Here is a 26,392-nt window from a genome sequence, read left to right on the forward strand (position 1 = left end):
GTAACACCTCCGTAAATACGGGGGTGTTACTTGTTTATAACCATATCTTTCCAAAACTTTTTTTTCACTACACCAATCCAACCATTATAAGTACCAAGGTCCTGTACGGATACACCAACCCCCTGAAACGTAGCTCAAAAACGCTCCTCTTCCGCCATCAGCAAGCGTTTCAGCCCAGCACCCATTGTTAATACAATTTAATTTCATGAACTTAGCAGGGAAGCAATGTATACTTTATAATTCCCAAAAAAGATGGCTGACAGATTCCCCATATACAAACAACTGGACACTAAAGACTGTGGCCCCACCTGTCTCAGGATCATTGCCAGGTATTACGGCAAAGACTATCCCCTGGCGCTGTTAAGAGAGTTCTGCAACATTGGTAAGGAAGGGGTATCATTACTGGGCATCAGCAATGCAGCGGAAAAAATAGGTTTTAACTCCATTGCATTAAAGATAACCTTTGATATCCTGAAAGATAATATTACGCTGCCCTGTATTGTACACTGGAAGCAGAACCACTTTGTAGTGGTGTATAAGATCACGGATAAATATGTGTATGTAGCGGACCCCGGTACCACCAAACAAAAATTAAAGAAAGAAGAATTCCTTAAGAACTGGGTAAGCACCAAAACGCAGGACCAGCCGGTAGGCGTAGTACTGGCGTTGGATGTGCTGCCTGAGTTCTATGAGAAGACCTTTGATGTACGTAAGGAGAATGAAACACGGCGCGGTTTTAACTACCTGGTAAAACACCTCGCAAAGTATAAGCTGCTGCTGGCGCAATTGCTTATTGGCGTGCTTTTCAGCACCATTCTGCAGCTGATCTTCCCTTTCCTTACGCAGAGTATTGTAGATACAGGCATTGCCAATAAAGACCTGAATTTTGTGTACCTGGTGCTGGTAGGGCAGATCATTATTTTCCTGGGAGAAACTATGGTAGGCGTAATACAGAACTGGCTGCTGCTGTACCTGGGCACGCGTGTGAATGTGGCTATGATCTCAGAGTTCCTGATGAAGCTCATGAAAAAGCCTATCAAGTTCTTTGACACCAAAAACTCCGGCGATCTGCTGCAGCGCATAGAAGATCATAAACGTATAGAGGAATTCCTGACCTCCGGCACCCTGCGCCTGGTATTTTCCCTGTTCACACTGGTGGTGTTTGCAGGCTTGTTATTGTATTACAGCCTCAGTATTTTCCTCACCTTTTTCACAGGCGGGTTCATTTTTGTGTTATGGATCTTCTTTTTCCAGAATAAGCGAAAGGTGCTGGATTATAAACGTTTCACAGAGCTATCGCATAACAAATCCAAGCTGGTGGAGCTGATCAACGGCATGCAGGAAATAAAGCTGCAGAATGCGGAAAAACAAAAACGCTGGGACTGGCAATCCATCCAGGCGCGGTTGTTCCGCATTAACATACAATACCTTTCCCTGGAACAGTTTCAAAGAGGCGGCGCTGATTTTATTAATACCAGCAAGAACATCATCATCACTTTTATGGCGGCAAAGCTGGTAATTGAAAACTCCATGACGCTGGGTGAAATGATGGCCATACAATATATTGTGGGACAGCTGAACGTGCCGCTGGCTACTTCCGTAGACTTTATCCACTCTTTCCAGGATGCCAGGATCAGTATTGAACGGGTAGGAGAAATACAGGACAGCACACAGGAAGAAGAAACAGATCCGCTGATGATACAGGCCAGCAGGGCTGCCATGCAAAGCGAATCTATACACATAGAGAACCTGAGCTTCCGCTATGAAGGCACCCACTATTTTAATGTGCTGAAGAACCTGAACCTGCATATACCCAAGGGCAAGGTAACTGCTATTGTTGGCCGCAGCGGCAGCGGCAAAACCACGTTACTAAAGCTGCTGCTGAAATTTTATGAACCCACTACGGGCGTCATTAAAATTGACCAGGAAAACCTGACCCGTATTGATGAAAAAATATGGAGAAGCAAATGCGGGGCAGTACTGCAGGATGGTTTTATATTTTCTGATACTATTGCCAACAATATAGCAGTGGGTGCTGACAGCATTGATAAAACAAGCCTGCTGCATGCCGTGGAAACCGCCAATATACGGGAGTTCATAGAATCATTACCATTAGGCTACAATACCAAAATAGGTGTGGATGGCATGGGCCTAAGCCAGGGGCAGAAACAGCGTATACTCATTGCACGCGCGGTGTATAAAGACCCTGAATATATTTTCTTTGATGAAGCCACCAATGCGCTGGACGCGATGAATGAAAGAACCATTATTGATAACCTGGACCGGTTCTTTAAGAATAAAACCGTGATCGTTGTGGCCCACCGTTTAAGCACGGTAAAAAATGCAGACCAGATCATTGTGCTGGAAAACGGGGAGCTGGTGGAATCCGGCACCCACCGGCAGCTGGTAGACCATGCCGGCAACTACTTTAGCCTGGTAAAGAACCAGCTGGAACTAGGTACCTGATCATAAAACAATAACACCAATGGATATACATGAAATGGAGATCATTAGCAATGAGGCTAATGATGCGCTTAATAAACCGCCTTCCTGGATCTTTAAATGGGGCATGCTGTCTGTAGCATTAACCGGCCTTGCTATACTGGCTTTAATGAGCATTATACCGTATACTGAAAAGCTGGTGCTGCCCGTAACGCTGGATGCCGGTCATATACCCGTGCCTGTTATAAGCCCCTATGCAGGTACCCTGACTGCTATGCATTTTAAGAACGGGGAGCCCATACAAAAGAATGCCATACTGGCCAGCCTTAGCGATAGTAGTCACATATCTGCACCGGTGAGCGGTTATATTTCCTTATACAAACACTCCTTACATACGGCACAGTTCATTAATGCCCATGATACACTTTGTTATATCATTCCCCGGCCCCCGCAAAAAGATACGGTGGAATATGTAGGTTTAATTAACGGGGCAGATGCCCATAAAGTAAAACCTGGTACGAGTGTATCCCTGTTGTTTAATGATCAGCGCATTGTGCTGGCAGGTTATATCCGGGAGCTATCCCTGGTGCCGGACCCTGACGGCAAATGCGCTGTATTTATTGCTTTACGGGATGATAGCACACAGGCTGACCAGCTGCCATTTTATGCCAGCCTGGTAAAAGGAAATGCCCGTATTATTCTCCGTGAAAGAAAGATCATCCAGCAGCTCTTACAATGATTGCTGCGCAAGGTTCATGACGGCATTCAGCACCCGGTCCTTATTATCCAAAAAGCTTTTCAGATCCTGCTGCAGCGGCAGCTGCGGCATAATACCGCGGCCAAAAGGAATGGCAGGTAATGGCTGCACATACTGTTTCACATTTACTACAGACAGCATAATGCTGATATGTGAATCCGGCAGCTGGTAGGTAACGCTGTTATGCCCGGTGTGCCCGTAATAACCACCCATGGTTTCCTCTCCCACTACTATTACCTTATCCTCGCTTCTTACCATACTGGCAAATAAAGAGGCTGCAGAAGCTACCTGCGGCCCTACCAGCAAATACACCTTACCATGAAAGGCTAATGAATTGGGCTTCCATAAGGGATTAAAAGAAGGGTTCTGGTAATACTTACCATTTACCAGGCGGTTATGTTCTTCATGGAAATTGGATTCCAGGTCCGGTATGTCACTGGAATCTTCTGCCTGGTAATATTGCTTAAAGGGCAGCTTTTGAAATAACGTATAGGCTTCCTGGTTCTCTTTATAGGGCTGGTAAGCCAGGTATGAAAAGGTAAGCAGGTCATTAGGATCATCCCCGCCCCCATTTTTACGTATGTCTACCACCAGGCTGGCAGCATGTTTTGTTTTTAACAGGGTGAACACTGAATCCAGGAAACGGCTGTAAGCCTTGTGGGAGGCAGATTCCGCATTACCTAACGAAAAAGTATTTACTGTTAGTACCGGCGCGCTGTCATGCGCCCAGGTAAAATAGTAATGGTTATCCAGCAGGGTATCCAGGTATAAAGAGTGGCGTTTTGCGTACAGCATTTCATAGGTGGTAAAGGTAACTGCAGGCAACACTGCTGTTTTTGTGGCGCGGCTGCCGTAGGGCAGGTAGGTAATGCTAAACTCATCCTGCATGCCATATTCAATGGCATAGTACCAGGGAAAGAAGTGTGTTATGCCTACTTTTTTGCCGGTGGTATTATACCCGTCTGTTGTATAATAATGCCCCAGCGTTTGCAGCAGCTCTTTTGCAGTATGGCCATTAACAGCGGTAATAATTGCGCCTGCGGGAATGCTGCCCAGGTCTGTATTTACCACCAAACTATCATGAATGATCTCCAGTGGATAGGGAACGAAACCTTTTTGCATGGCCAGGCTATCCCGCAAGGCATCAGGCAAGAATACATCATCATGCAGGCTGCCAATGTAAGTGGTAATAATGCAAAGATATTTGTAAAACTCGGTAGTGCTGGTATGCTGCTTGCCAACCAGGGTATTGTAGTAAGCGAAAATACTGTCTATGGATGATTTGCTGTGATAGTTGTATAAACCTGCATGGGTGGCCTGTAATATGTTCTCATATAATACCAGGTCGTTCAGGTAATTGCCGGCTAAGGGAGCCGGCTTTTGCGGGGCGCAGCTTAACAGGAAACAGCAGGCGGCGATAGCAAGGGTTTTAACAGGTCCGGTCATTTCCGGAAATTAGTAATTTTTTCTGATGCAATAACAGTGTTAAAGGAAAAGCCTTTAACACTGTTTGCTGTTGCTGTATTTAACGGGTACCCAGGATAGTTTCAGGACAGACCCCGCATGTATTGATCATGGTGGGATTACCGGTAGGCAGCTCCTTTATGGAGCTACCGCTTAGCTTTACAATTTTGATCTTGCCCAGTGTGAGCTTTTTTTCAATTCTCTTTTTCATGCAAAGTGGTTTAAGGTGAACAAATTATTTCCGGATGCGGTCCAGCTCTGTTGCATTACTTTTATTGCCGCTGTGCTTATCTATCTTTTTCAGCTTGCCAAAGTTCCAGCTAAGGGCTACAATAAATAAGCGGGTTTCATTGGTATTGTAAAAATGTTCGTCCAGGTTGCCTACCCTGTTTACGCCATTACTGCGGTAAGTATAGAACAGGTCTTTTACCGCCATTTTCAGGATCATTTTATTTGCTATTAATGTGTATTTGCAGCCCAGGTCTACCCGGTAACGGGCAAAGCTGCGCTGGATCACATCAATGGTGGGGCTGCGGTAAATGCCTGTGGCTTCCAGCATTAAACGCTTATTTACGTTGAACGTATTTTTAACATTGCCGGAAAAGCTAAGGATGTTGTTATTAATAGGGGCATTGTTAAACCAGGCGGTATAGCGGTCGCTCCAGGTGCTGAGGTTCACAATGCAGGTCCACCAGTCCGTGATCTCCTGCGTGGCGCTTATATCCAGGCTAATATTGCGGGCCGTGTTAAAGTTGGCAATGGTTTCCTTTGTAATGTTGGTGCTGCTGTCCAGGTAAGAGATGTACGTGAAATAATCCTTAATGGCGGCATAACCGAGCGTAAGGGTATAATCTTCCTTAAAGGTCCAGGAGGCTTCCAGCGAATGCGTGTACTGAGGCTGTACATAGGGATTGCCCTGGTAGTAAGCATAGGGCGAGCTGTAGTAAATAAAGGGATTCAGATCCTGGTAAGAGGGGCGGTCAATACGGCGGCTGTAGGAAAGGTTCAGCACATGATCCTCTCCCAGCTCTTTGGTAATAAAAACGCTGGGGAACAGCTGAAAGTAACGGTTACGCACCTCCGTTCCTGTGGTTAATGAGTAACCGTTATAGCTGGTTTGCTCGCCCCGGAGGCCCCATTGCAGTTCTGCAAATTTTGTCTTCTTATAGAAATTGAAATAGAAGGCACTAATATTTTCTTTATAACGGAAATGGTTGGTTTTACCGGCATCGGTATACCAGTCCGTGCCTTGTTTGTTTTCAAAGAGGATATCATTATCCGTGCGTACGCTGCTGGTTTTTACACCTGCTTCCAGCTTCCAGCTGCGTGGTAATATTTTAGTATAATCTGCTGTGGCGGTAAATATATCAATGGTTACGGGGCTATAACTTCTAAGCTGTTCGTCGGGCCGGGAGGGCTTTCCCTGCACATCTGCATAACTGTTCACAAAAGAGCCTTTGTTACTGGAACGGAAAGCCGCATAGTCGGCATTCACTGCCAGCTCACTGCCCAGGGAATCAAAAGTATGTTTGTAATTAATGTTGCCGGTAATGTTGTGGTAGCGGGATGAAAGATTGTTCCGCACATACAGGCTGGAATCTATGCTGCTGCTATTGCTGCTGAAATTTGTGTTGTAGGTTTCGGCAGCAGGCGCATACAGCAAAGTGGTATTGGTGGAGAGGGCAAAAGTATTATTGGCGTTCATATAATATTCAATGCCGGCACGTATGCCATCTTCCCGGCCATTGGCAATAGAAAGGCCCGCCTCATCAAAGATCAGCGGGTCCTTTCCGGTGATGGTCTTATGGCTTTTGAAGATAGCACGGTTCTTATTGTAACTGTCACTTAACCCTGTAAACAGGTATATTTTATTGTTGCGGTAATTAATGTCTGCATTCGTATTATACTTAGGATAAAAGCCGGTGGCATAGGTAAGCCCCAAAGTACCATTCATGCCTTTGATACGGCTTTTTTTGGTGCGGATATTAATAATGCCGGCATTACCGGCTGCATCATATCTGGCAGAAGGGTTGGTAATAATTTCTATTTTATCAATGGTGCCTGCGGGCATATTCTTTAACATGCGGCTGATCTCTGCGGCGGACAGGTACAGGGGCCTGCCATCCATCATCACCATAGTGCCGGTTCTGCCTTTGATATATATGCGGTCATTATCTACCATTACGCCGGGCGCGGTGGATAGGGCATCCAGCACCGTGCCGGTAGATGCCAGCGGGCTGGCTGCAATGTTGAGCACAATACGGTCTATTTTACGCTCCACCAGTTTTTTATGGCTGGTGATCTCAATTTCCTTCAGCTGTTGCTGCTTCTGGTGAGCCGTATCCGTTTGCGCGTGCGTGGTTATAGCTGCCAGCATGCATATGAGGGCAGTGAGATATTTTATAATTCGCATAGCTCAATTCCTCCTTTTGTCAAGAGTGTATGTAATAACCAGGCGCCGGTTTCCGGTGTATATACGGTTGAGAGGTCTTCCATCAGGTCCGCTGCCGGCAAGGGTTTGCCGGCATTGATCTTTTCTACCAGCTGCAGCGTTTCGGGGTAGTAAGCAATATCCGTGCTGTTGCCGCGTACAAACAGGCGCAGCTGGCTGCGTGCTTCCAGCAGGCGGTACGTAATGCGGAAAGGGTATATAACGCGCACTGCTTTATTCTTCCATTCAGCAGGGTCCATTAAAGCCACACTTTCATCGGCCGGGCGGCGTGCACCCCATCCTGCATTGCTGCTGATGGCGGTAATACGCTCCGTGTATTCCTGCTGCAGCAGCTCGCTTAAAGTAAGCGTGGACATTTCCGGCAGGGTTTGCAGCAGCTCTTCTATATGTGTAAAACTTTCCAGGGTTTGCGCATCTTTTTCCGGTGTGGTCAGGGTTGCATCAGTCATATCAATGTGGCGCGAGAGGCGTGCATTCATTTTATTGTACAGGGAGCTACGCGTTGGATTATTGAACCATACAGTAACGCCAATGGATAACTCGCCGGTGTAACCGATGTGGTATTTATCCCAGGGCATGTAATACAAGTCGCCGGCTTTAAAGGGATAAACCTGGCTATGCGGCAAAAAGGCTTCAATATCCATATTATTCTGGCTTGCATTGGGCAGCTGCTCGTAAGCTTCCTTATCCCAGTTGTACATGATCTTATCGCCAGGCCCCAGGTGAAAGTGGATCACGTTCTCCCCTCTCCTGTCCTGGTGTATACCGAACGGCGTGTAGCCGTAGTTGCCCATCAGAATATCTATTTCCATCCCATCCATAGGCACGCCCATTTTTTTCAGCAGGGGCTGCAAACAGCTGCCTAAGTATGAGGCCAGGGGATCTGAAAAGCGCTCGCCATAATTCACGGCAATACAGAACTTTTCATTGCCAAACACCCTGGCTGCCCAATGCTCCACATCTTCACCTGGCTGCGGGGGGTGCGGAAAAACGTGCTGTTTTAACCATGCCTCTCCCTGCTGCGTGTTGCCAACATACAGGCGAAAGCCGGCAAACAGCTCTGGCGCTGTAAAGATCTTGCCCAGTATGGCCAGTGCATCCAGGCTCATTTCCGCACATTTTTCGGGGCTTAAGATATCCGGTATTACCACGGTGTTGGAAAAGTGTGCGCTTTTTTCCAGGAACTCTTCCCACCATTTGCAGGAGAAGTTATTTTTAGCGGTGCACTGCTGGCAACAGGTTTTATATGATGCGTGCATAACCAGTGTTATTTAATCAAACAATGTCAATACCTCTCTTATTATAGATAAGGGAAAGGAAATACAGTCCTGCTTCTACGGGCCATTCTACCGGCAGGTAGTTCAACAGCTCATCTACCGCCAGTACTTCACCGCTGTTCAGCTGCTCTACCATGTTCACAAAGCCAATATGGTACCTGATCTCTATTTTTGAGGCGCGGGAAAATACCAGCAGCTGATCCGTTTTTTCCACATGCACCGGATACAGGCGGAAAGGGCTTACCAGGCGTACCTGTTTTCCCTGCAGGTGCATATATTCGTTCTCGTTATAACCATTTGCCTGTTCAAGCGATAAGGGCTGTGCACGCCAGCCGCCGTTGCTGGCCTGGGTCTGCATCACCTCTTTATACACCTCCTGCAGCACATCATGAAAGCTAAGGCCTTCCAGGCGCTCATCCAGCTTTAACATACTTTCCACATGCGCAAAACCGGTAAAACCATCGGGACCTGTTTCAGGGGAGGTAAGGGTAAGATCTGTCATATCCACATACTGGCGCTTGAATGATTCCAGGATGTTGTTCAGCACATCACTTTTGCTATGGTTATCAAACCACACGGTTACCCCTACTGACAGCTCATCACTAAACCCAATGTGGTATTTATTCCAGGGCATATAATAGAGGTCGCCGGTTTTAAAGGGGTATTGCTGTGCATAAGGCAGCATGGGCGCTATTTCTGTATTGTTCTGTTTTGCGCCGGGCAGCTTTTCATATTCGGCGGCATCCCAGTTGTACATGATCTTACCGCCGGGACCCAGGTGAAAGTGGATCACATTACCACCATCATGATCCTGGTGAATGCCTAAAGGCGTGTAACCATAGTTACCAATAAAGGTGGTGGTGTGCATACCATCCAAAGGCAGGCCGGTACTTTGCAGTAAGGGCTGCAGCAGGTTGGTGAGCAGCTGCGCCAGTGCGGGAGAAAACTTTTCAGCATAGTTGATGATGATGCCAAACTTTTTATCTTCAAACACGCGGGCAGACCATTGGGTAATGTTCTCCCCTGCTGTGGGGGCCTGCGGGTAAATACTACTATCCAGGTAGGCGCCATCCTGCTGTTTGCCATCCAGGTATACGCGCAGCCCGTAGGCATTGGTCTTAAAGCGGCATAATTCGCTTATTACTTCCAGCACCAGGTTATTCATGTACTGCACTTCTGCTGCGGGCAGCACATCCGGCACTACTACGGTTTCAGTAAAACCTTTTGTGCTGTTTATAAAATCATTCCACCAGGTTTCATTCATAACAGCTACCGGCTGGGGGGCTTGTGTGGGCGTTTCCATAATTTTTTATGTGGGGTTTATGGGTTACACAATTTCAATTCCTCTTTTATTGTAAATGAGCGACAGGAAATACAGCCCAGCTTCTTCCGGCCAGTCCTGCGCCAGCTCCTGCAGCAGCACATGCACTTCCAGGGTTTCGCCTGTGTTGATCTTTTCCAGGATATTTACCAGTGCGGGATGGTACCTGATCTCGATTTTGGAGGCGCGTGTAAATACCAGCAGCTTTTCTTCTGCGGTTAATACTTTATAATAAACGCGGAAAGGGGAAATGGCGCGGATGTATTTATCTGCCAGGTGCTCATACTCGTTCTCGTTATACTCAATGGATTGCTCCAGCGACAGGGGGCGCGCCCACCAGCCGCCATTGCTGTACAGCGCGTACATATACTCCTGGTACACTTCTTTCAGGAAGGTTTTAAAGGGCAGCTGTTTGTGCCTGTCTTCCAGCTTCAGCAGGGATTCTATGTTAGAGAAACCGCTAAAACCTTTCAGGTCTTTTTCCGGCGTGGTAATGGTAAGATCTTCTGTATTCACATACTGGATCTTTATGGCATCCAGTATTTTTGACATCAGCGCTTTGCGTGTAGGGTTGTTGAACCAGAGCGTTACACCCAGCGACAGCTCTTCAGAGCTGCCTACATGGAACTTATCCCAGGGCATGTAAAAAACATCGCTGCGGCCAAATTCAAACTTCTTTGCATAAGGCAGCAGGGGTTCTATTTCCATGCAGTTCTGCTTGGCATTGGGCAGGTCCTTAAACTCATCCGGTTCCCAGTTGTACATTACCTTACCGCCGGGGCCCAGGTGAAAGTGGATCACGTTCTCCCCTTTATGATCCTGGTGAATACCTAATGGCGTGTAGGCATAGTTACCCAGGAAAATAGTTACGCACATACCGTTCAGCGGCATGCCTATTTTCTTTAACAGGGGCGCAGCATATTCTGCCAGGCGTTGAGAAAGGGCATGTGAGAACTTTTCCCCGTAGTTAATGATCATACCGAACTTCTGATCACCAAAAGCACGGTTCACCCAGGTGGGCACATCTTCATCTGCCATGGGCGGGTAAGGATATACATGGTTGTTCATGTAATCCCCGTTCTTGTGCGCGCCATCAATATAGATCCTGAAATCGTAGGCATTGGTTTTACGTGTGCACAATTCGCGGATCACTTCCAGGGCCATCTGCGTCATTTCATGGCATTCCTTTTCGGAGAGCACATTTTTCACCACAATGGTATCGGTGAAATTTTTGGAGTTCTTCAGGAACTCGTCCCACCAGGCACTGTCTATTTTAGACGGCGCTGCTGGTGATGCCTTAGCGGACGGTATAATTTCTGACAACATAGTTTTACATTTTAAGCATGTGATAAAGGAACCGGTGAGCTTAACCGGCTGTTAGATAAGCCCTGTGGTTGGCTGGGTGGGTGCTGTGCCTTTTATTTTTTTCTTTTCCTTTACTTTTTTCTTTTCACTGTCTGCCTCATCTTCTTCTATTACGTTACCGCCTACCAGCTTTTCCTGTTCCAGGGGAGAAATAATTCTGGCGTTTAAGAATGCCCGGGGATTGAATTTTTCTTTTTCAGGAGTTTTCATCTTTGTGGGTTTTAAGGGTTCAATGGTATTTTTATGAGAAGGATGGATTGGCTTTATGGGCCAATCCATCCGTGGTTTGAATTATAAGCCGATGGGTATTGTTACCTCGATCTCTGTTTCAGATTTCTTGTCTTTTTTCTTTTTGGTGCCTTCTACTGCTTCAACGTTACCGCCAATCAGTTTTTCCTGTTCCAGGGGAGAGATGGTTCTTGCAGCCAGGAAGGATTTTGCGTCGAAATTTTGTTTGTTTTCCATTTTGTGTTGTTTTTGGGTGGGTGTGGTAAATAATTGTTTTAATTCCTTAGGCAGTTTCCAGGCCTACTTTAATTTTCAGCTTGGAGTCTTTCTTTTTCTCTTTTTCGCCAGCTACTTCGTCTTCGCTAACATTACCGCCGGTTAATTTTTCCTGTTCCAGCGGGGAGATAATTTTTGCTCCCAGGAATTCCTTCATGTTAGAAGGTTGTTGTTTCTGTTCCATGTTTAGATGGGTTTTAAGGGTGATAAATGCAGTTGATGATCTGATGGGGTCTTTGGGTATTTGTTTTAGCGCTAACTTTTATATCGATATTAACCTCAAAAGTTCCGTTTCAATCAATACTCAAATTTTGCATTTTATCAGCCCTGAAACAATAGCAATTACTTACCATTTTACGATGCGTGATAGCAGAATATTACTATCTGAATACGGATGCATACTTCAGCTTTACAATATTATTTTTTACTGCAAATGACAGCAATTCCCTGTTGCTGTGGAGTTTCAGCTTGTTGCGGATATTTGTTTTATGATTGTTCAACGTATTTACGCTGATGTACAACTGGTCTGCTATATCTTTTGCTTTCATGCCTGAAAGCATTAATTGCAGCACCTTTTTCTCCTGCTCTGAAATATCGTATATGGGTTCCTGTAAGGCATGCTCCTGCAGCGCAGGTTCGCCTATATGTTCTTTAATGGCAGGGCACAGGTAGCGGTAACCTTCCTGTATGGTTTCTATACAGGCCACCAGGTCGGTGAGGGAGTGGTTTACAGACAGGTAGCCATTTACATCATAGTACAGCGCCAGGTTAGCGTGAAAGTCTTCCGGCAGTATACAAACAATGCAATAGGTTTTGGGCGATCTTTTTTTGATAGTGCGCGCCAGCTCCAGGCCGCTGAAGCTTTCCGGCAGGCTTTTGTCTATGATCACAATATCGCATTGCCATACCGCCTGCCGTACTATAACGTCGGGGTTATCTGTGATATGCAGCACCTGGATACATTTTTCTTTCAGGTATTCTGCTATCAGCTTTGCACTGTTAATATTCTGCTTTAAAATAATTGCGGTTTTCATGTTGTGCATAAGTTTAAGGGTACTACAACAATAACACGCTGCTCCAATTGAGCGCTTTATCAGATATGTAGGAGAGTAATGTTAATGCAATGCCTGTTAATCCATCCAGGAGGGCTTCTTCTTTGCCGGCGTATACGCCTTTGGGTAATTCTTCTTCCAGCAGCAAAATGGTTCTTTGCAGCCAGTGTTCATATCCATCCCGGTACACCGGGAATCCTGTTTCCCGGTATAATATGCGGCAGCTTTGCGCCAGCCCCGCGGCTCCATGGCAAAAGGCGGCGGTAGTGGCCTGGGTAGATGGGCCGTCTTTCCGCATCATGCTTTGCATACCAATCAGGTTGGCTAAACGCAGCAGGCCATCATCCCCAAACAATTTAGCGGCCCGGTAAAACAGCAGCACCTCATTCAGGTCGCCGCAGCACCAGCCCATACGGTCGGGTGTTATTATTTCATGTGCATCGCGGGCAATCATGAGCGGGAAAAAAGAGTACTCGTTACGGGAGAAGTCTACATCTATTTTATGCTTCAGGATAAAGCGGATGCCTTCTTTTACGGTGTTAGCGATCAGGTCCTGGTGCGCTGAGCCGGCATGTACTTTTAACAGGGTTAATAATATGCCGCACAGGCCATGCGACAGGCTAAAGTTTATCACCTGCTTCCCGTCTACCCGGATCAGGTTATTCCTGAACCAGCAGCCGGCTTCTTCCTGCACGGCGCGTTTGCAGATCTTTTCAATTAATACATCGGCATACTGTTTTGCTGCGCCCTGCTGCCTGCCGGAAAAATATTGTACCACCCCCAAAGCGCCATGCAGGTAATCAATGTTATCTTCTTCTACAAAACCACGGGCGGTTTTAAACAGGTAATCGTCCAGGGCATCCAGCTCATTTTCTGCTTCCAGCTGCAGGAACCCTTCGCGGTGCATCAGGTTAACGGTGTAACCAAAACCTGCGCCGCCGGTGCTTAGGGACGGCCCTACCAGTGTGGGGTTGGCGGAATAAATACCGGAAAAAACCTGCTGCAGCAATTGATTGGTTTGCTGTTTCAGCGTGGCGGAGTCTGTTACCTTGTACAGGTGATAGTAATAATAAATAAGGCCCAGCTTACCCTGTGTGAAAGTATCGTTATTGCTGGTTTGCCCCCCCAGTACCCTGTTAATATTGTCCAGTTGTTTTTGCGCGATCTGTTGCATTTCGGCTGTACTCTTTATTTGCAACAAATTTATTCACGCGCCTGTGCTACTGCTAATTCTCTACACCAACCGGGAAATTATAGGGATCAAGCAGCTTGCATCACCCCATCAGCTTGTGTTTCATGAGGTCGTAAAAACTATTACGGTAGGTTTCTCCCAGCAGTATTTCTGCTTTTACATTTTTTAATACTACCAGGTTACCTTCTATGGCTACAATTTTATTCACGGATACAATGTAGGATTTATGTACCCGCAGGAAATATTTTTTGGGCAGCCTTTCTTCCAGGTCCTTCATATTCAGCAGGGCCATGGTTTTCTGGCCGGCATGGTAAATGGCTACATAGTTTTTCATACCTTCTATATAATCAATATCCCGCAGGTTAATTTTCAGCATCTTTCCTTTCAGCTCTGTTTTTACAAAAATGTAATCGTCCTCAATGCTCTCTTCATTAGGCGTTGCTGTTACGGATGATGTAACGGTATTCAGCACCCGCTGCACTGCTTTAAAAAAGCGCGGTAAAGGAATAGGCTTCAGCAGGTAGTCTACCACTTCCAGGTCAAAACCTTCTGCGGCAAACTCGCTATAGGCGGTAGTAAGGATCACTTTAGCCTTGCCCTGTATGGTGCGGGCTACATCCAGGCCGGAAAGCTCCGGCATTTGTATATCCAGGAATACAAGGTCTATCTTTTGCGTATTCACCATTTCCAGGGCTTCAATAGGGTTGGTGGTAGCTTTTACCAGCTGCAGGAAAGGTGTTTGACCAATGTAGTGGATCAATACATCTATGGCGTGTTGCTCATCATCCACTATTATACAGCTGATCATAATTATCGGGTTTACATTACAAGTTTAGGAATTACTGCATTTTCCGGGGCAACGGATAATGCGGTGGCAGCATCTGTGTTTAAGCGGATGACCAGCGCTGCTGTATAGGCATCTGCCTCATCCTTTATATTGAGGGTATATTGATCTTTGTAAGCGGCATACAGGCGTTTGCGGATGTTATCCATCCCAATGCCGTGCGATAGCTCCTTGGGACCTTTCTTCTTTCTGTTATACGTAGAAAAAAGAATGTGTTGCTGTCCGGCATCTACCTCCAGTTTTATAATCACGGGAACCTCTTTGTTGGTTAGCTCCCCGTGTTTCAGGCAATTCTCCACCAGTGTGATCAGAACCAGCGGAATAATACGTATGTTGGTAAGGTCGCCGGTAATACACAGCTCTACCTGCAGCCGGTTGCTGAAACGCAGCTGGTTGATCTTAATAACATTTTGCAGGTGCTCTATTTCCTTTCCCAGCCATACAGTGCCCTGCTCATCTTCCCCGCTGTTAAGGGAGTAACGCATAATTTCACAGAGGGTAAGGATCCCGTCTGACAGCTCCTGCGAATAACCTAAAGATCTTGCATAAAAGAAGTTAAGCGTGTTATGTAAAAAGTGGGGATTGATCTGCGCCCGTAAAAAAGCATATTCCGCCTGCAGGCGGTCCTGCTCTATCTTTAGCTTTTCCAGCTGCATAACGCCCAGCTGTTTTTCTTTTTTTACTGCCTGCGTACCGAAGTAATAACCGAAAGAGAAAAAACCATAGATAGAATATAACCATAAGGTATATACGGAGTGCCGGATAAAATCAAAAGCAGGCACTGCTTCATTCTTATTAATGAGGGGGGCTATGATATAACCGGTAATGTAGTAGATCCCATCACAGGAGAAAAAGAGCGCTATTTCTGCAAAGAAAAGCAGCAGGTATTTGCGGGTGCTTAAAAATTTTACCAGGATCCAGTAGTGCATATAAAAAATATATACACAGGGCAGTTCCGTTACAATCAGATCCAGTACGTTAATATTAAGGGTTTCACCGGGGTCAAACAACTGCCGTACAGTACCCAGCAATACGTGGATAGTCCACGCCAGCACGTGGATCATGATCACCCTGTATCTTTTTTGCCTGATAAAAAACATTGTGTACTGCTTGTTTCTAAAATACTAAAGTATTCTTACATATTCCACCCAATCCTTTACATTGGCTGGTATTTTTACCTGGGGCTGAATACCGATATTGTCTATTCGCTCTTCCGGTAAACGGTTTGATCTGGAGGTGGAATACCTTAACCGGAAAAGAGAGCAGGGCAGCCGGGTAGTAGCGGCATCTGCATAATCCACGACACCCATGGTATGCCTGCCGTACATAGTTACCTTGCTGCTCTGCCGGGCCTTAATTAAAAAAAGCTCTGTGCTGCTGGCACATTCCTCATTAATAAGTATAGCCACTTTCCGCGGATAAGCCAGTACAGTATTAAAGGCAAGGGTATCACCCGGCCACAGGTTATAAATGCCGCCCTGGTGGGCCCAAAGGTCCCGGGCTTCTTTTTTAAATACCTGCTTCATACTGTCTGATACATTGGGGAAATCCGTTAATTCGTAATAATCACGGATATTATCGGGCGTAGCCATCACAGCTGCCCCTTTGGAGATGAAAGGCCGTGTATAAAGGAGTGGCAATAAATTTTCAAAGCATAATACAGATCCGCCGCCGTTACCGCGTACATCAATAATAAAATTGGCTGTACGTTTTATGAGCGCATCATTTGCTTTAAGCAGGCTGTCTATTTCACTTTTGTAGTTAAGCATAGCACTGGGTATGGCCAGTAAGCAGGTGTTTTTATCCAGCACTTTAAAATACGGCCGGTACGGATCTGCGGCCAGTATAGCAGCTGCTTTATCCTTATCAGGATACTGCTTATACCAGTTGCCTATTCCGCTGATGGTAAGCACAGACCTGTTAACTGCCGTTATAACCGGTGTGGAAAGGATATGCGTGCGGTTATAATAGGCGCTCAGGTTATACTTACTGCCTTTTTTTTCCAGTTTCATTTTCACCTGCCCGGGCATCCAGTACAGGCTATCTGCTTTTAATACAAATGCGGTAAGCTCAGGGGAGCCGGGCTTCCGGCGTTTAATACCAATGCGGTAAGAGGCCGTTTCATCTTCCCAGATACCTTCCAGGGTATCCGGCGATGGTTGTTCATTCAAATAGCTTACCAGCTGCTGTTCTGTTACAGGCATCTGCTCCGTATTGCTGAACAGCTGGCGGATGGTGCTCTGGTGGGCAGTATCATCATTCAGCGTAACGGATACATGCCCGTCTTTAAAAAATGCTACCCAGCGCGACATAAGCAGCAGGCATGTACGCGTATCTGCTGTAAGCGCCTGCTGCTTTACGCTGTCGGTAAGCTGGTTAAATGCGTTCCTGTTCTGCGCAGTTATCTTATCGTTGTAACCTATATAGTTCGTTCTCATCTTATCCATCACTGCCTGAAAGTTTTCAGCACAACCACATTGTTGTGCGCACACCTTCATGCAAAACATACATAAGTAAAGCAGCAAAATATAACGCATCATTAATTACCTTTTTGGTTAAATGCCCTTAGAACGTGTTGTCCTTGATCTGTATGTGGTTGGTGGTTTTTTGGGTGTTACCGCATTCCGGCCGGGTAGATTCTCCATCTTCCTGTGATTTATTACCACCCACGATCTTGCTTAACTTATCGGCATCCAGACGGATAATAGTGATCTTGTTAAGCAGCAGTTTCTTTTCTGTGTTTGAAAGGGTTGTTTTCATTTGTTGAACGGGTTAAAATTGTGAGACAAAAAATTTGTTGTTATAAAATTACCTAGTAAAGCGGCCCGGCTTAAAATGGTTACATGAAACCGCTGATTGTAGGTACCAATCCGGCCCGCGCTACCAGTGACTGGTAGTGCCTGGCCAGGAAATCATACATCACCATTTCCTGCTTACGGGCATCTGCAAGGGCTATACGGTTAATCATCATATGCAGGTAGCTGGCCAGCAGGTTTGGCAAGGGCACCTGTAGTTTTCCCGTTTCCTGTAAATATAATATTTCAGCTGCCAGCGGCATCATAGCAGCAGATCTTTCCTGCAGGATGTTTATTAAGGTAAACAGCTCATGCTGCTGGTCCCGCGCCGGCTCCAGGATCCGTTCAATGTCTGCACGGTACCGGCGGTACTTCTCATCCAGCTGGCGCTTTAATGTTTTATCCATATTAAATTCTGCGGCAAAGGCTGTTTTCAGCGGCAGCACCAGGCCACGCTTTTCTGCGGCGGTTAAGCGAAAGCAGCTAAGCAGCTCATCCACGGCGCGCAATCCCCACAGCCAGCGGATATGCTCCCGCTCATCCCCGCCGGTATTTTCCAGCATGGTGGTGCAGGCTACACTGTCCAGGTGAAAAAATGTTTCCGCCAGCTCCATGCTGTTGCTGCCATAACGTTCTGCTTCCCGGTTATAGGTATCCAGCTGCAACTTGTGAATATAACCGGCTGTAATAAAGGGCTGCAGGTATTCATGCACCTTATTCATAATACCACCTACCTGTGATACTGCAGTAACGTGAAAGCGCAAACGGAGATGAAACTCCGGATCATTATACCGGATAAAGAACCATTTATCAATACGCCCGGCTTGTTCCAGCAGGGCTACCAGGGGTTTTACCGCCTGCAGCAGGATCTTATCTGCTGATCTTACGCCGCAATACAGCTTATAATACAGCCATTCGCTGCCGGGCACAAACTGCCGTTGCAGCGGCTCCTGGTAAATTTCCGTGGGGTTAACAATACCGGCGCCGGCATATGCAGGGGCCTGCCTGTTCAGCACAGCCACCAGCTGGTTCACATACCCATTGCCCTGCTGGTCTGTTACCTGCTGCTGCTGGTGAATGAACTCCCGCATTGTAAAACGTTGCCGCTGTTTTATTGTTTCCAGCCAGGTGCTTACCATCACATTATTATTAAGGTCTACCAGCAGCTCATTATCCCCATCTGCCAGCACCAGGTACTGCGGCAGGCGCCATTGTTCCCGGAAGCGGCTCACTGCTTCCTGCAAAACCGTTCCTTCCAGGGATAGCAGGTGCTGAATGTGCTGCTGCCGGAAACACCAGGTGGCCAGCTGCAGTATGGTATGCTTATAGGTAATGCGCGGCAGGAAATAATATTGCTCTTCCAGCGGTCCCCAGTCAAAGCCAAGCGCCGCCCTTTTATCCTGTGATTGCAGATCACAGAGGAAACGGTATACCGGTAATGCATTATTGGTGTAATTATGCGCGGTGCTTAAACGGGGTATGATCTCTTTTCCCAAACGGCGCGAGTGTAATACTACCCGGTCATTTTTCACGGATACATACAGGTCCTGCACATCGATCTGCTGCTCCTTATTGCGGGATGAGCGGGCCAGGTAGGGAATTTCATATTCCCTGAAAGCGGGGTGCAGCAGCACATTGCCGGTGCGGCTTTCAGGCAGGTGTATCACTTCTGCATACACAATGCCGGGGTCGCACTCCTGTTCCTGCCGCGTTATATTGCTTACCATGGTATGAATGGCGGCATCAGCATGGGCAAAACGCCCCAGCAGGCTGGCTGCGCTGGAACCGCCTGCGCTTTCAATGTAAAGTGTGCAGGGCGCATCTTCCAGAATGCGGAACATCAGGGAAAAAGAAGGCGGCAGATCATTCCAGTCAGCAGTAAGACCCTGCAGATCAGTCTCATTTATGTCAATGTTATACCGTCCGCCGGTGTATGCTTCCAGCAGCCACTTATGCCGTAAGGTTTCCAGCTGCCCCCAGGTGTAATGGTGTTCTCTTTCACGATGGCCTACCGTCACATCATCTACCAGCGGGGTAATGTTGTTGCTGCTGCTGCCGTTGATGTACCCGATGCCGGTTTCCGTATCCAGCACTTCCAGCAGGGGCATTTCCTTTTCATCATAGCGCTGGCGGAAGCGCTGTTTAAATGCCTGCAGGTCCGGATGGTTTTTGCAGGCTGCCAGCTTGTTCATTACTTCCAGCGCTTCCTGCAGCTGTTGCTGTAAGGTGATATGTATGCCCGGGCCGGCGGCTTGCTGCACCATATCGGCCTGGAATAATTTACTTTCGTCATAAGCCACTCCCAGCTCATCCAGCAATTGCATGATAAACCCGTATTGCGCTACATCACTGCCGTTGCCCGCATCCAGCGTACGCAGGCAATCATCTACCCTGCGCAGTATATCCAACGCATGCAGCACAACGGCATCCCCTTCTTCCGCTATTCTTTCCAGTATACTTATGAGCTGGTGAATAAATTCCCGGCCGGTAATAGCGGGCTCCATTTCACTTACCAGCACCTGTGCCTGTATCAATTCTTCAATAAACGCCTGTGCTTCCTTTTCTGTAATGGAGGCGGATACCAGCCGGCTGCCTAACTGCTGGATAGTAGCGCCTTTGCCGGCTGCGCTTACTACGCGCTGCAGGTATTCAGATGCCTGTACGGCACTGATCTGGTGAATACGCCTGCCGTTCGTATACAGGTATTCCACGTAACGCAGCTCATCTCCTATCGTATATACGCTGCTGTTAGGGTAGTACAGTAACTTTTGGTGAATGCCCGGCAGCACGGACAGCTGTGCTGCCAGGGCGCACAGGTAATGCATATCCAGCCGGGTATGCCGCCGCATTCCCTGCACCTTAACTGCAGTAGCTTCCCGGTTCCAGCTCACAACGCTGCAGCCGGAAAAGAGACCGAACGGCGTGCAGCGGCTGCTCATCCGGATGTAATATTTAAACAGGGAACGGGTCAGCTTTTCTATTTCTTTTTTCCCGGTTATATGCCCATCGCGCCATTTTACGCAGGCTTCATATAAAACGGGGGATGCCAGGTAAATGGCTTCCAGGAAGGCATTGTCGTGCAGCAGCTTTTGCACATCCATGCCATTGGTAAGGGCGGTTAAAGGATACCTGGGCGTTCTCAGCACCAGGCGGTCGTTAAAAGCATATAAAGGGTTCATAGCATAATTGCTTTTACGGGTAATCAAACGGAAGCGGTAAAAGGATAAACGGATACCTGTGGTTTAGGTTTTTACGTGGTCAAAAATAAAGGCCGGTTAAATTACGGATAAAGGTTTAGATATGTTTTCCTATGCTGATATAAAATACTGCTGATTAATTTCCTTCCATTCTCCGCTGCTCTTTCTCAATGCCGGTTTTGCGGTTCCTGGCGGCTTTTACGCGCTGGTTGCCAAATTTGTAAGAGAACACCAGGCGTACAAAACGTGACTCTACCTTATTTTCATATGAGGAGACAACGCCAAAGGAAGCTACATCGTATTTTGTTGTTAGTGTGTTAAAGATGTCTGTTGCGTTCAGCGTAAGCCTGCCTGCATTATGCAGGATGCTTTTAGAGATACCCGCATCTATATAGTAACGGGATTTCATTTTATAAACGCCAAAGGCCATGGGCGAATTATAGGTGGCCGACAACTCTGCCGTTAATCCCTTGGTAAGCGTAAAGGTGTTGCTGGTGTTTACATACACGCCTGCGCCGGCATTGGTAAGCTGCTCGCTGCCTTTTTCATTATACTTTGCATAGGTGGCCATTACGGTATTAGTGCTCATCCACTTATTTTCAAAAAAACCTTTTGAATGGGTAATGCTGGCATTTACGGCATAAGCAGCGCGCAGGTTGGTGTAGGTGCTGATCACCACGTTGCCGGTATCTTTCCGGTAAATGTCCGTAAGCACCTGGTTGTAACGCTGGTAGCTGAGCGTAGTGAATAATTCGTTGTTATAGGTGTAGGACAGCTCAAAGCTATGCCCGATGGATGGGCGGATGTTAGGGTTACCCTGGTAATAAAAATACTGGCTTACATAGGTTACAAAAGGGTTTACAATATTAAAGCTGAAACGCTCTATACTTTTGCGGTACGACAAACCATACTGATGTTTGGCGGACTGGTTATACATTACTGCAAAGGAGGGAAATAAATTAAACTGGTTGCGGGTATTGGTTTGATCCAATGTTAAAGAGGCGCCTTTCATATGCGTTTGCTCTGCACGCAGGCCAAGCTGCAGGTCAAACTTTTTAATGCTGCGGTCATAGCTGGCATACGCGGCAAAAATATTTTCCCGGTAAATGAAGTGGTTGGTTTTGCCGCTGTCTATTTTCCAGGTATTTGCCATTTTCTGCTCCCAGCGTATATCATTATCCGTTGTTGTAAAGGTGGTTTTCAAACCTGCTTCCAGCTTGCCTTTCCACAAGGGCTGCGTATAATCTGCCGCTATGGAGGTAATGGTATTATTGGCGGGCGAGTTATCGCGCAGCAGGTAAGGCGCTTCCAGCACTACTCCTTTGGGATCGTAAAAATTGGTAACATAATCATCGTCCCAGCTTTTGTTATAATTGAAGTAGTCCGCATTCACGGTGAGCTGTTTACCGCTGGTATCAAAATCTGTTTTGTAGTATACATTTACAGATGGGTTAAAGAGCTGCAGGTCGCCACCGGTGGCTACGGTAGAAAAGGAATCTGCTGCCTGCCCGTTGTAATCCCTTACGGAGGTGGTGCTCATTTTGCGGTAGCGGTAGTTCAGCAATCCTTTAAGCATAACGCCAACGGAGCTACGCGGATTAATATCGTAGTCGGCGCCGGCCTTAAAGGAATGATTGTTACGCTCCCTGGTTTCCCAGCTGTTTTCCCGGATGTTTGTATTAGCATCCAGCAGGCGGATGGAATGAAGATCGTAGTATTGCTTATTGTACTGGTAATCGTAATTACCATATACATTCAGCTGCTGATTGCGGTAGTTTAATCCCAGGCCGGCTACGTAGCGTGTATATTGGCCTGCGCCTATACCTGCGGTAAGCGTACCGTTGGTTCCGAAGTTCCGGTTCTTTGAAGTAATAATATTGATAATAGCGGCGCCTTTGGCGTCATAACGGGCGGGCGGGTTGCCTATAAGCTCTATACGGTCAATGTTACCGGCCGGCTGGCTGCTGAGCCATTCTTTCAGCTCTTCACCGGAAAGGCGGCTGTCCTTTCCATCTACCAGCACGGTTACTTTTTTACCGCGCAGCTCATAATTACCATTACCCTGATCTATTACGCCCGGTGCATGGGATAACACCTGTAAGGCATCGCCTCCTGCGGCTATGGGGCTCTCCGATACGTTCATGATAATTTTATCGGCCCGCATTACAATGAAAGGTTTGGCGCCCTTTACTGTTACTGCCTGCAGCTCCTTCCGGCGCAAACTGTCTGTGGACTGGGCCTGTATGCTATGCCAGCATACACAGGCCATTAGCCACATCATGGTCGCGCTTTGGGTTATTTTGGATTTCATGCAGTACGGGTTCTCCTAGAATTTTCTTAAATATATTGATACAAACCTATGTTTGTATGTTTCGTGTTAAAAAAACATTACACCAACGCTCACTTTAGCGGTACCAACCTGCGGGGCACCCTCACACGAAGGTGTGATTATACAAATAAAAATATGACAATTTCATTATTGAATCCTTCGTAATCTTTATATTTACAAAAGTCATCAACCAGAAAAGAATGCATCACCGGATGCAAAGAACGTGTACGGAAGCTTACCATCAGGATACAACAACCAACGTGTTTCAAATAGTGATCAATTAATAATTCTTACACCCTCAATTATTGTTATTTGCTATGCCCCTGGTTGATACCAGTAAAATGGCCGAGTACAAAGCATTTTATCGCGCCGTAGTATCAAGCCGCCCACCCCATGAGCGTCTGTTCTATGATCCCTATGCTGAGGCCTTTTTATCCCCCGGACTAAGATGTTTATTATGGCTGCTCAAACAGCCGCTCCTGTACCCTTTAATAAATTGGTGTATGGAAAAGCGCTACCCTGGCCGTTTTGCAACTACAGCTGCCTGTACGCGGCTGGTGGATGATCTGATCATGTCGTGCATAGAGCGGCACCAGGTAAAACAGGTAGTGATCCTGGGCGCCGGTTATGATTGCCGTGCGCACCGGCTGCCGGCTGCTGCTGCTGTGCAGTTTGTGGAAGTGGATTACCCACAGCGGCAAACCCTTAAACGGCAGGTATTACAGCAGCTTCCGCAACCGCCTATGACGCTGGTTGATTATATTCCGATGGACCTGGCCACTCAAATGCCTGGCGATGTATTACCATTACAATTGCAGCGGGCCCACTACCATACCCTGTTTATCTGGGAAGATATTCACCGTGTTTTCCCGGGTAACAATAGCGATAAAATGTTTGGTTATTTTCAGCGTTTTCCCGAAGGCACGCGCTTCATATTTACGTATGCTGCAAAAAATCCGGGCATGTTTATTGACGCTATGCCTGTAACAAGGCTGTTGCAGGAACACCCTAACGACCGGAACTATGACCAGGCCCCTGCCCGCTTCCGGGAATTTTTAGAAGCCTACGATCTGCAGCTGGAGCAGTTTACAGGCGCTGAAACTTACAGGCGGTTATATTATGGCAAACGGGCAGACCATATGAAAGGATATAAATGGTATAATGTAGCAATGGCCAGCGTGAAAGTAAAAACAATTGAGTCATGATACCTGCTATCCAACAACTAAATACCGATCTTGACAATAATACCAATCTTTTACTGGACATATTGGATACCATCCCTGCGGCTAAACTGCAGTTAAAGAATCCACGTACAGAATGGAGCATTATGGAATGTGCGGAACATATCCTGATCTCAGAACAGGCAGTAGCAAAAGCATTACAAGGCCCCTCCCACCCCCTGGAAGACCGTGCGCCGGACAGTAAGCTGGAAGAGCTGAATAAAAATTTCCTGGAATTTGACCAGCGCTTGCGCATAAGCGGCGATCCGGAAACCCTGGACGGCGGTTATGATAATATAAAAAGCTTTAGCCAGGCCTTTCGCCAGAACCGCGAGCTTATTAAAGAAGCGCTTCAAAAGGCACCACTGGAATGGCTATGTGAAAAGCTGGAACATGCCAAATTTGGCTACCTGACAAGGCTGGAATGGGCCTATTATCTCATTTACCATACGGAAAGGCATTTGCAGCAGATCAACCGGATCGAAGCAAGCCTGGAAAATACGAATCCATAAAAAATTCCCGTTATGTCATCACTGGTGCGTGCCAGGAGAACCACTGTACTTACTGCATTTTTTCGCGCGTTAGAATCCAGCAAACCATCCAGGGAACGGCTGTTCACAGATCCCTTTGCTAAAGTGTTCCTGCCTCCCTCATTAAAAATGTGGGCCTTTCTTTCTGTTTATCCATTCTTTAAATGGGCCGTACCCAGGTATATCAATTACTTCTGGCCGGGCGCGCATAGTGCTATTGTGGCCCGCACCCGCTTAATAGATGTAATGACCATCCGCGCTATACAGGACCATGGCGTGAACCAGGTAATGATACTGGGATCAGGGTTTGATACCCGTGCACACCGGCTGCAGCTGCGGGAAAGGGTACAGTTTGTGGAAATGGACCGGCCTGTTACACTGGAATATAAACAACAGCTGCTGGATAAGGTGCGTAACAAACCGCTTGTACATGTGGACTATGTGTCCATGGATTTTTCTTACCAGCAACCGCAGGACTGCATCAGTAACCTGATGAGAGCCGATCATTATAAAACCCTGTTCATATGGGAAGGTGCGGTCAATAATTTTACTGCCACCATGGGCAGGATCATGTTCGACTACTTCAAGGGTTTTCCCTCCGGCACCCGCATTATTTTTACCTATGTAATTAAAGAGATGATGGAAGACCCATCCCGCTTTCACGGCGCTGCCAGCATTATACGCCTGCTTAAAAAAGTAAAGGAGCCCTGGAACATGGGGCTGGATCCTGCTTACCTGCCGCATTTCCTGGCGGAATATAATATGGAGCTGCTGTATGATGAAGGCGCAGAAGATTTCCGCCGGATGTACTTTGGAGAAAAAGCATTACAAATGCGCGGATATGAATTTTACCGGGTAGCAATGGCTGTGGTAAAATAGTATTTTTACAGGATGCAACCATTACGTATACACTATTTTGAGCATGTCCCTTTTGAAGGATTAGGCTGTATTGAAGATTGGGCGCGGCAGCAGGGCCACACCATTACCGTTACCCAATGGCATGCGCCTACCGTTGTATTACCCGACCTGCTATCTATTGACTGGCTGATAGTAATGGGCGGCCCTATGGGAGTATATGAAACAGAGCGGCATATATGGCTGCCGGCAGAGCAGCAATACATTGCAGATGCTATAGAACAGGGCAAAAAAGTGCTGGGCATATGCCTGGGCTCACAGCTGATTGCCGCTGCACTGGGCGCTAAGGTATTTCCCAATAAAGAAAAAGAGATAGGCTGGTTTCCTGTACAATTCAATGCTACCGGCGCTTTAGCTAATGTTCTGCCACCGGAGCTGACCGTGTTCCACTGGCATGGCGATACCTTTGACCTGCCGGCCAATGCCACACGTTTTGCCAGCACTGCAGCCTGCGCCAACCAGGGATTTATATATGGTGATAGGGTAATAGGATTACAATTTCACCTGGAAGTGCGCAGCAATGATGTATTAAAAATGGTGGAGCATGATGATGATGAGCTGGTGCCTGCGCCGTATGTACAAAGCGCGGAAGCTATAGCGGACCGCAGCTCCCTGGCAGATGGAGCGAATGAGCTGATGTTTGCATTACTGGAATATATGCAGAAGGCTTAATGCTGCTATTAGCTGTTAGCTTTTAGCTTTTAGCGTCCGGAACTGAACATTGTTTGTACTGAAA

The 26,392-nt window shown here is 46.9% G+C and carries 23 protein-coding genes; 6 read left to right on the top strand and 17 right to left on the bottom strand.

The window, feature by feature from the left end:
- The first annotated feature begins 252 nt into the window (after positions 1-252).
- Positions 253-2,466, top strand: a complete 2,214-nt coding sequence (locus KVT36_RS00420; protein WP_217601535.1) for a peptidase domain-containing ABC transporter — start codon at positions 253-255, stop codon at positions 2,464-2,466.
- Positions 2,467-2,485: 19 nt separating this feature from the next.
- Positions 2,486-3,181 (top strand): HlyD family efflux transporter periplasmic adaptor subunit, encoded by a 696-nt coding sequence (locus KVT36_RS00425; RefSeq protein WP_217601536.1) that lies wholly within the window; start codon positions 2,486-2,488, stop codon positions 3,179-3,181.
- Here KVT36_RS00425 and KVT36_RS00430 read toward each other — a convergent pair.
- From KVT36_RS00430 to KVT36_RS00510, 17 genes are all read right to left on the bottom strand, one after another.
- Positions 3,173-4,645: a S41 family peptidase gene (locus tag KVT36_RS00430; RefSeq protein WP_217601537.1), complete on the bottom strand. Its 1,473-nt coding sequence runs from the start codon at positions 4,643-4,645 to the stop codon at positions 3,173-3,175. The two genes, KVT36_RS00425 and KVT36_RS00430, sit on opposite strands and share 9 nt — an antisense overlap.
- A 79-nt stretch (positions 4,646-4,724) precedes the next feature.
- The gene (locus KVT36_RS00435; RefSeq protein WP_217601538.1) at positions 4,725-4,874 is read right to left on the bottom strand and encodes a hypothetical protein; all 150 of its coding nucleotides are present in this window, start codon (positions 4,872-4,874) and stop codon (positions 4,725-4,727) included.
- 24 nt (positions 4,875-4,898) lie between these two features.
- Complete coding sequence (locus KVT36_RS00440; RefSeq protein ID WP_217601539.1) at positions 4,899-7,076, bottom strand: outer membrane beta-barrel family protein; 2,178 nt, start codon at positions 7,074-7,076, stop codon at positions 4,899-4,901.
- A complete protein-coding gene (locus KVT36_RS00445) occupies positions 7,064-8,374 on the bottom strand; it encodes a hypothetical protein (protein ID WP_217601540.1) in 1,311 nt (436 codons plus the stop codon). The genes KVT36_RS00440 and KVT36_RS00445 overlap by 13 nt, the downstream gene beginning before the upstream one ends.
- Before the next feature lie 16 nt (positions 8,375-8,390).
- Positions 8,391-9,695 carry a hypothetical protein gene (locus KVT36_RS00450; protein WP_217601541.1) on the bottom strand — a complete coding sequence of 435 codons (1,305 nt, stop codon included), beginning with the start codon at positions 9,693-9,695 and terminating at the stop codon, positions 8,391-8,393.
- Between the two features lie 24 nt (positions 9,696-9,719).
- Positions 9,720-11,039, bottom strand: coding sequence for a hypothetical protein (locus tag KVT36_RS00455; protein WP_217601542.1), 1,320 nt, complete (start codon positions 11,037-11,039; stop codon positions 9,720-9,722).
- 51 nt (positions 11,040-11,090) lie between these two features.
- Positions 11,091-11,288, bottom strand: a complete 198-nt coding sequence (locus KVT36_RS00460) for a hypothetical protein (protein WP_217601543.1) — start codon at positions 11,286-11,288, stop codon at positions 11,091-11,093.
- A gap of 81 nt (positions 11,289-11,369) precedes the next feature.
- Complete coding sequence (locus KVT36_RS00465; RefSeq protein WP_217601544.1) at positions 11,370-11,543, bottom strand: hypothetical protein; 174 nt, start codon at positions 11,541-11,543, stop codon at positions 11,370-11,372.
- 46 nt (positions 11,544-11,589) lie between these two features.
- Entirely contained in the window at positions 11,590-11,766 is a 177-nt protein-coding gene (locus tag KVT36_RS00470; RefSeq protein ID WP_217601545.1) for a hypothetical protein, read from the bottom strand.
- Between the two features lie 196 nt (positions 11,767-11,962).
- Complete coding sequence (locus KVT36_RS00475) at positions 11,963-12,616, bottom strand: response regulator transcription factor (protein ID WP_217601546.1); 654 nt, start codon at positions 12,614-12,616, stop codon at positions 11,963-11,965.
- Positions 12,617-12,638: 22 nt separating this feature from the next.
- On the bottom strand, positions 12,639-13,808 hold the full coding sequence (locus KVT36_RS00480) for a lanthionine synthetase C family protein (protein WP_217601547.1): 1,170 nt from the start codon (positions 13,806-13,808) through the stop codon (positions 12,639-12,641).
- Positions 13,809-13,908: 100 nt separating this feature from the next.
- A complete protein-coding gene (locus tag KVT36_RS00485) occupies positions 13,909-14,634 on the bottom strand; it encodes a LytTR family DNA-binding domain-containing protein (protein WP_217601548.1) in 726 nt (241 codons plus the stop codon).
- Positions 14,635-14,645: 11 nt separating this feature from the next.
- Positions 14,646-15,734 carry a sensor histidine kinase gene (locus KVT36_RS00490; RefSeq protein ID WP_217601549.1) on the bottom strand — a complete coding sequence of 363 codons (1,089 nt, stop codon included), beginning with the start codon at positions 15,732-15,734 and terminating at the stop codon, positions 14,646-14,648.
- A 60-nt stretch (positions 15,735-15,794) separates the two neighbouring features.
- A complete protein-coding gene (locus tag KVT36_RS00495) occupies positions 15,795-17,117 on the bottom strand; it encodes a S41 family peptidase (RefSeq protein WP_217601550.1) in 1,323 nt (440 codons plus the stop codon).
- Between the two features lie 118 nt (positions 17,118-17,235).
- Positions 17,236-17,430, bottom strand: coding sequence for a class I lanthipeptide (locus KVT36_RS00500; protein WP_217601551.1), 195 nt, complete (start codon positions 17,428-17,430; stop codon positions 17,236-17,238).
- Positions 17,431-17,509: 79 nt separating this feature from the next.
- Positions 17,510-20,644: a lantibiotic dehydratase gene (locus tag KVT36_RS00505; RefSeq protein ID WP_217601552.1), complete on the bottom strand. Its 3,135-nt coding sequence runs from the start codon at positions 20,642-20,644 to the stop codon at positions 17,510-17,512.
- Positions 20,645-20,798: 154 nt separating this feature from the next.
- Positions 20,799-22,973 carry an outer membrane beta-barrel family protein gene (locus KVT36_RS00510; protein WP_217601553.1) on the bottom strand — a complete coding sequence of 725 codons (2,175 nt, stop codon included), beginning with the start codon at positions 22,971-22,973 and terminating at the stop codon, positions 20,799-20,801.
- A gap of 359 nt (positions 22,974-23,332) precedes the next feature.
- Here KVT36_RS00510 and KVT36_RS00515 point away from each other — a divergent pair, with 359 nt between their 5' ends.
- From KVT36_RS00515 to KVT36_RS00530, 4 genes are read left to right on the top strand one after another with little or no spacing between them, the layout of a single operon-like run.
- The gene (locus KVT36_RS00515; RefSeq protein ID WP_254639807.1) at positions 23,333-24,196 is read left to right on the top strand and encodes a class I SAM-dependent methyltransferase; all 864 of its coding nucleotides are present in this window, start codon (positions 23,333-23,335) and stop codon (positions 24,194-24,196) included.
- A complete protein-coding gene (locus KVT36_RS00520; RefSeq protein WP_217601555.1) occupies positions 24,193-24,723 on the top strand; it encodes a DinB family protein in 531 nt (176 codons plus the stop codon). Before KVT36_RS00515 ends, KVT36_RS00520 begins: the two co-directional genes overlap by 4 nt.
- Before the next feature lie 12 nt (positions 24,724-24,735).
- Positions 24,736-25,620, top strand: a complete 885-nt coding sequence (locus tag KVT36_RS00525; protein WP_217601556.1) for an SAM-dependent methyltransferase — start codon at positions 24,736-24,738, stop codon at positions 25,618-25,620.
- Positions 25,621-25,632: 12 nt separating this feature from the next.
- The gene (locus KVT36_RS00530; RefSeq protein ID WP_217601557.1) at positions 25,633-26,328 is read left to right on the top strand and encodes a type 1 glutamine amidotransferase; all 696 of its coding nucleotides are present in this window, start codon (positions 25,633-25,635) and stop codon (positions 26,326-26,328) included.
- The last annotated feature ends 64 nt before the right edge of the window (positions 26,329-26,392 follow it).

The sequence above is a fragment of the Chitinophaga sp. GbtcB8 genome (assembly GCF_019091455.1).
Lineage (GTDB): Bacteria > Bacteroidota > Bacteroidia > Chitinophagales > Chitinophagaceae > Chitinophaga.

Excerpts from the sequence above, each read along its gene's own strand:
- KVT36_RS00420 (WP_217601535.1), top strand. The coding sequence starts at position 253 with ATGGCTGACAGATTCCCCATATACAAACAACTGGACACTAAAGACTGT.
- KVT36_RS00425 (WP_217601536.1), top strand. The coding sequence starts at position 2,486 with ATGGATATACATGAAATGGAGATCATTAGCAATGAGGCTAATGATGCG.
- KVT36_RS00430 (WP_217601537.1), bottom strand. The coding sequence starts at position 4,645 with ATGACCGGACCTGTTAAAACCCTTGCTATCGCCGCCTGCTGTTTCCTG.
- KVT36_RS00435 (WP_217601538.1), bottom strand. The coding sequence starts at position 4,874 with ATGAAAAAGAGAATTGAAAAAAAGCTCACACTGGGCAAGATCAAAATT.
- KVT36_RS00440 (WP_217601539.1), bottom strand. The coding sequence starts at position 7,076 with ATGCGAATTATAAAATATCTCACTGCCCTCATATGCATGCTGGCAGCT.
- KVT36_RS00445 (WP_217601540.1), bottom strand. The coding sequence starts at position 8,374 with ATGCACGCATCATATAAAACCTGTTGCCAGCAGTGCACCGCTAAAAAT.
- KVT36_RS00450 (WP_217601541.1), bottom strand. The coding sequence starts at position 9,695 with ATGGAAACGCCCACACAAGCCCCCCAGCCGGTAGCTGTTATGAATGAA.
- KVT36_RS00455 (WP_217601542.1), bottom strand. The coding sequence starts at position 11,039 with ATGTTGTCAGAAATTATACCGTCCGCTAAGGCATCACCAGCAGCGCCG.
- KVT36_RS00460 (WP_217601543.1), bottom strand. The coding sequence starts at position 11,288 with ATGAAAACTCCTGAAAAAGAAAAATTCAATCCCCGGGCATTCTTAAAC.
- KVT36_RS00465 (WP_217601544.1), bottom strand. The coding sequence starts at position 11,543 with ATGGAAAACAAACAAAATTTCGACGCAAAATCCTTCCTGGCTGCAAGA.
- KVT36_RS00470 (WP_217601545.1), bottom strand. The coding sequence starts at position 11,766 with ATGGAACAGAAACAACAACCTTCTAACATGAAGGAATTCCTGGGAGCA.
- KVT36_RS00475 (WP_217601546.1), bottom strand. The coding sequence starts at position 12,616 with ATGAAAACCGCAATTATTTTAAAGCAGAATATTAACAGTGCAAAGCTG.
- KVT36_RS00480 (WP_217601547.1), bottom strand. The coding sequence starts at position 13,808 with ATGCAACAGATCGCGCAAAAACAACTGGACAATATTAACAGGGTACTG.
- KVT36_RS00485 (WP_217601548.1), bottom strand. The coding sequence starts at position 14,634 with ATGATCAGCTGTATAATAGTGGATGATGAGCAACACGCCATAGATGTA.
- KVT36_RS00490 (WP_217601549.1), bottom strand. The coding sequence starts at position 15,734 with ATGATCCACGTGCTGGCGTGGACTATCCACGTATTGCTGGGTACTGTA.
- KVT36_RS00495 (WP_217601550.1), bottom strand. The coding sequence starts at position 17,117 with ATGGATAAGATGAGAACGAACTATATAGGTTACAACGATAAGATAACT.
- KVT36_RS00500 (WP_217601551.1), bottom strand. The coding sequence starts at position 17,430 with ATGAAAACAACCCTTTCAAACACAGAAAAGAAACTGCTGCTTAACAAG.
- KVT36_RS00505 (WP_217601552.1), bottom strand. The coding sequence starts at position 20,644 with ATGAACCCTTTATATGCTTTTAACGACCGCCTGGTGCTGAGAACGCCC.
- KVT36_RS00510 (WP_217601553.1), bottom strand. The coding sequence starts at position 22,973 with ATGAAATCCAAAATAACCCAAAGCGCGACCATGATGTGGCTAATGGCC.
- KVT36_RS00515 (WP_254639807.1), top strand. The coding sequence starts at position 23,333 with ATGGCCGAGTACAAAGCATTTTATCGCGCCGTAGTATCAAGCCGCCCA.
- KVT36_RS00520 (WP_217601555.1), top strand. The coding sequence starts at position 24,193 with ATGATACCTGCTATCCAACAACTAAATACCGATCTTGACAATAATACC.
- KVT36_RS00525 (WP_217601556.1), top strand. The coding sequence starts at position 24,736 with ATGTCATCACTGGTGCGTGCCAGGAGAACCACTGTACTTACTGCATTT.
- KVT36_RS00530 (WP_217601557.1), top strand. The coding sequence starts at position 25,633 with ATGCAACCATTACGTATACACTATTTTGAGCATGTCCCTTTTGAAGGA.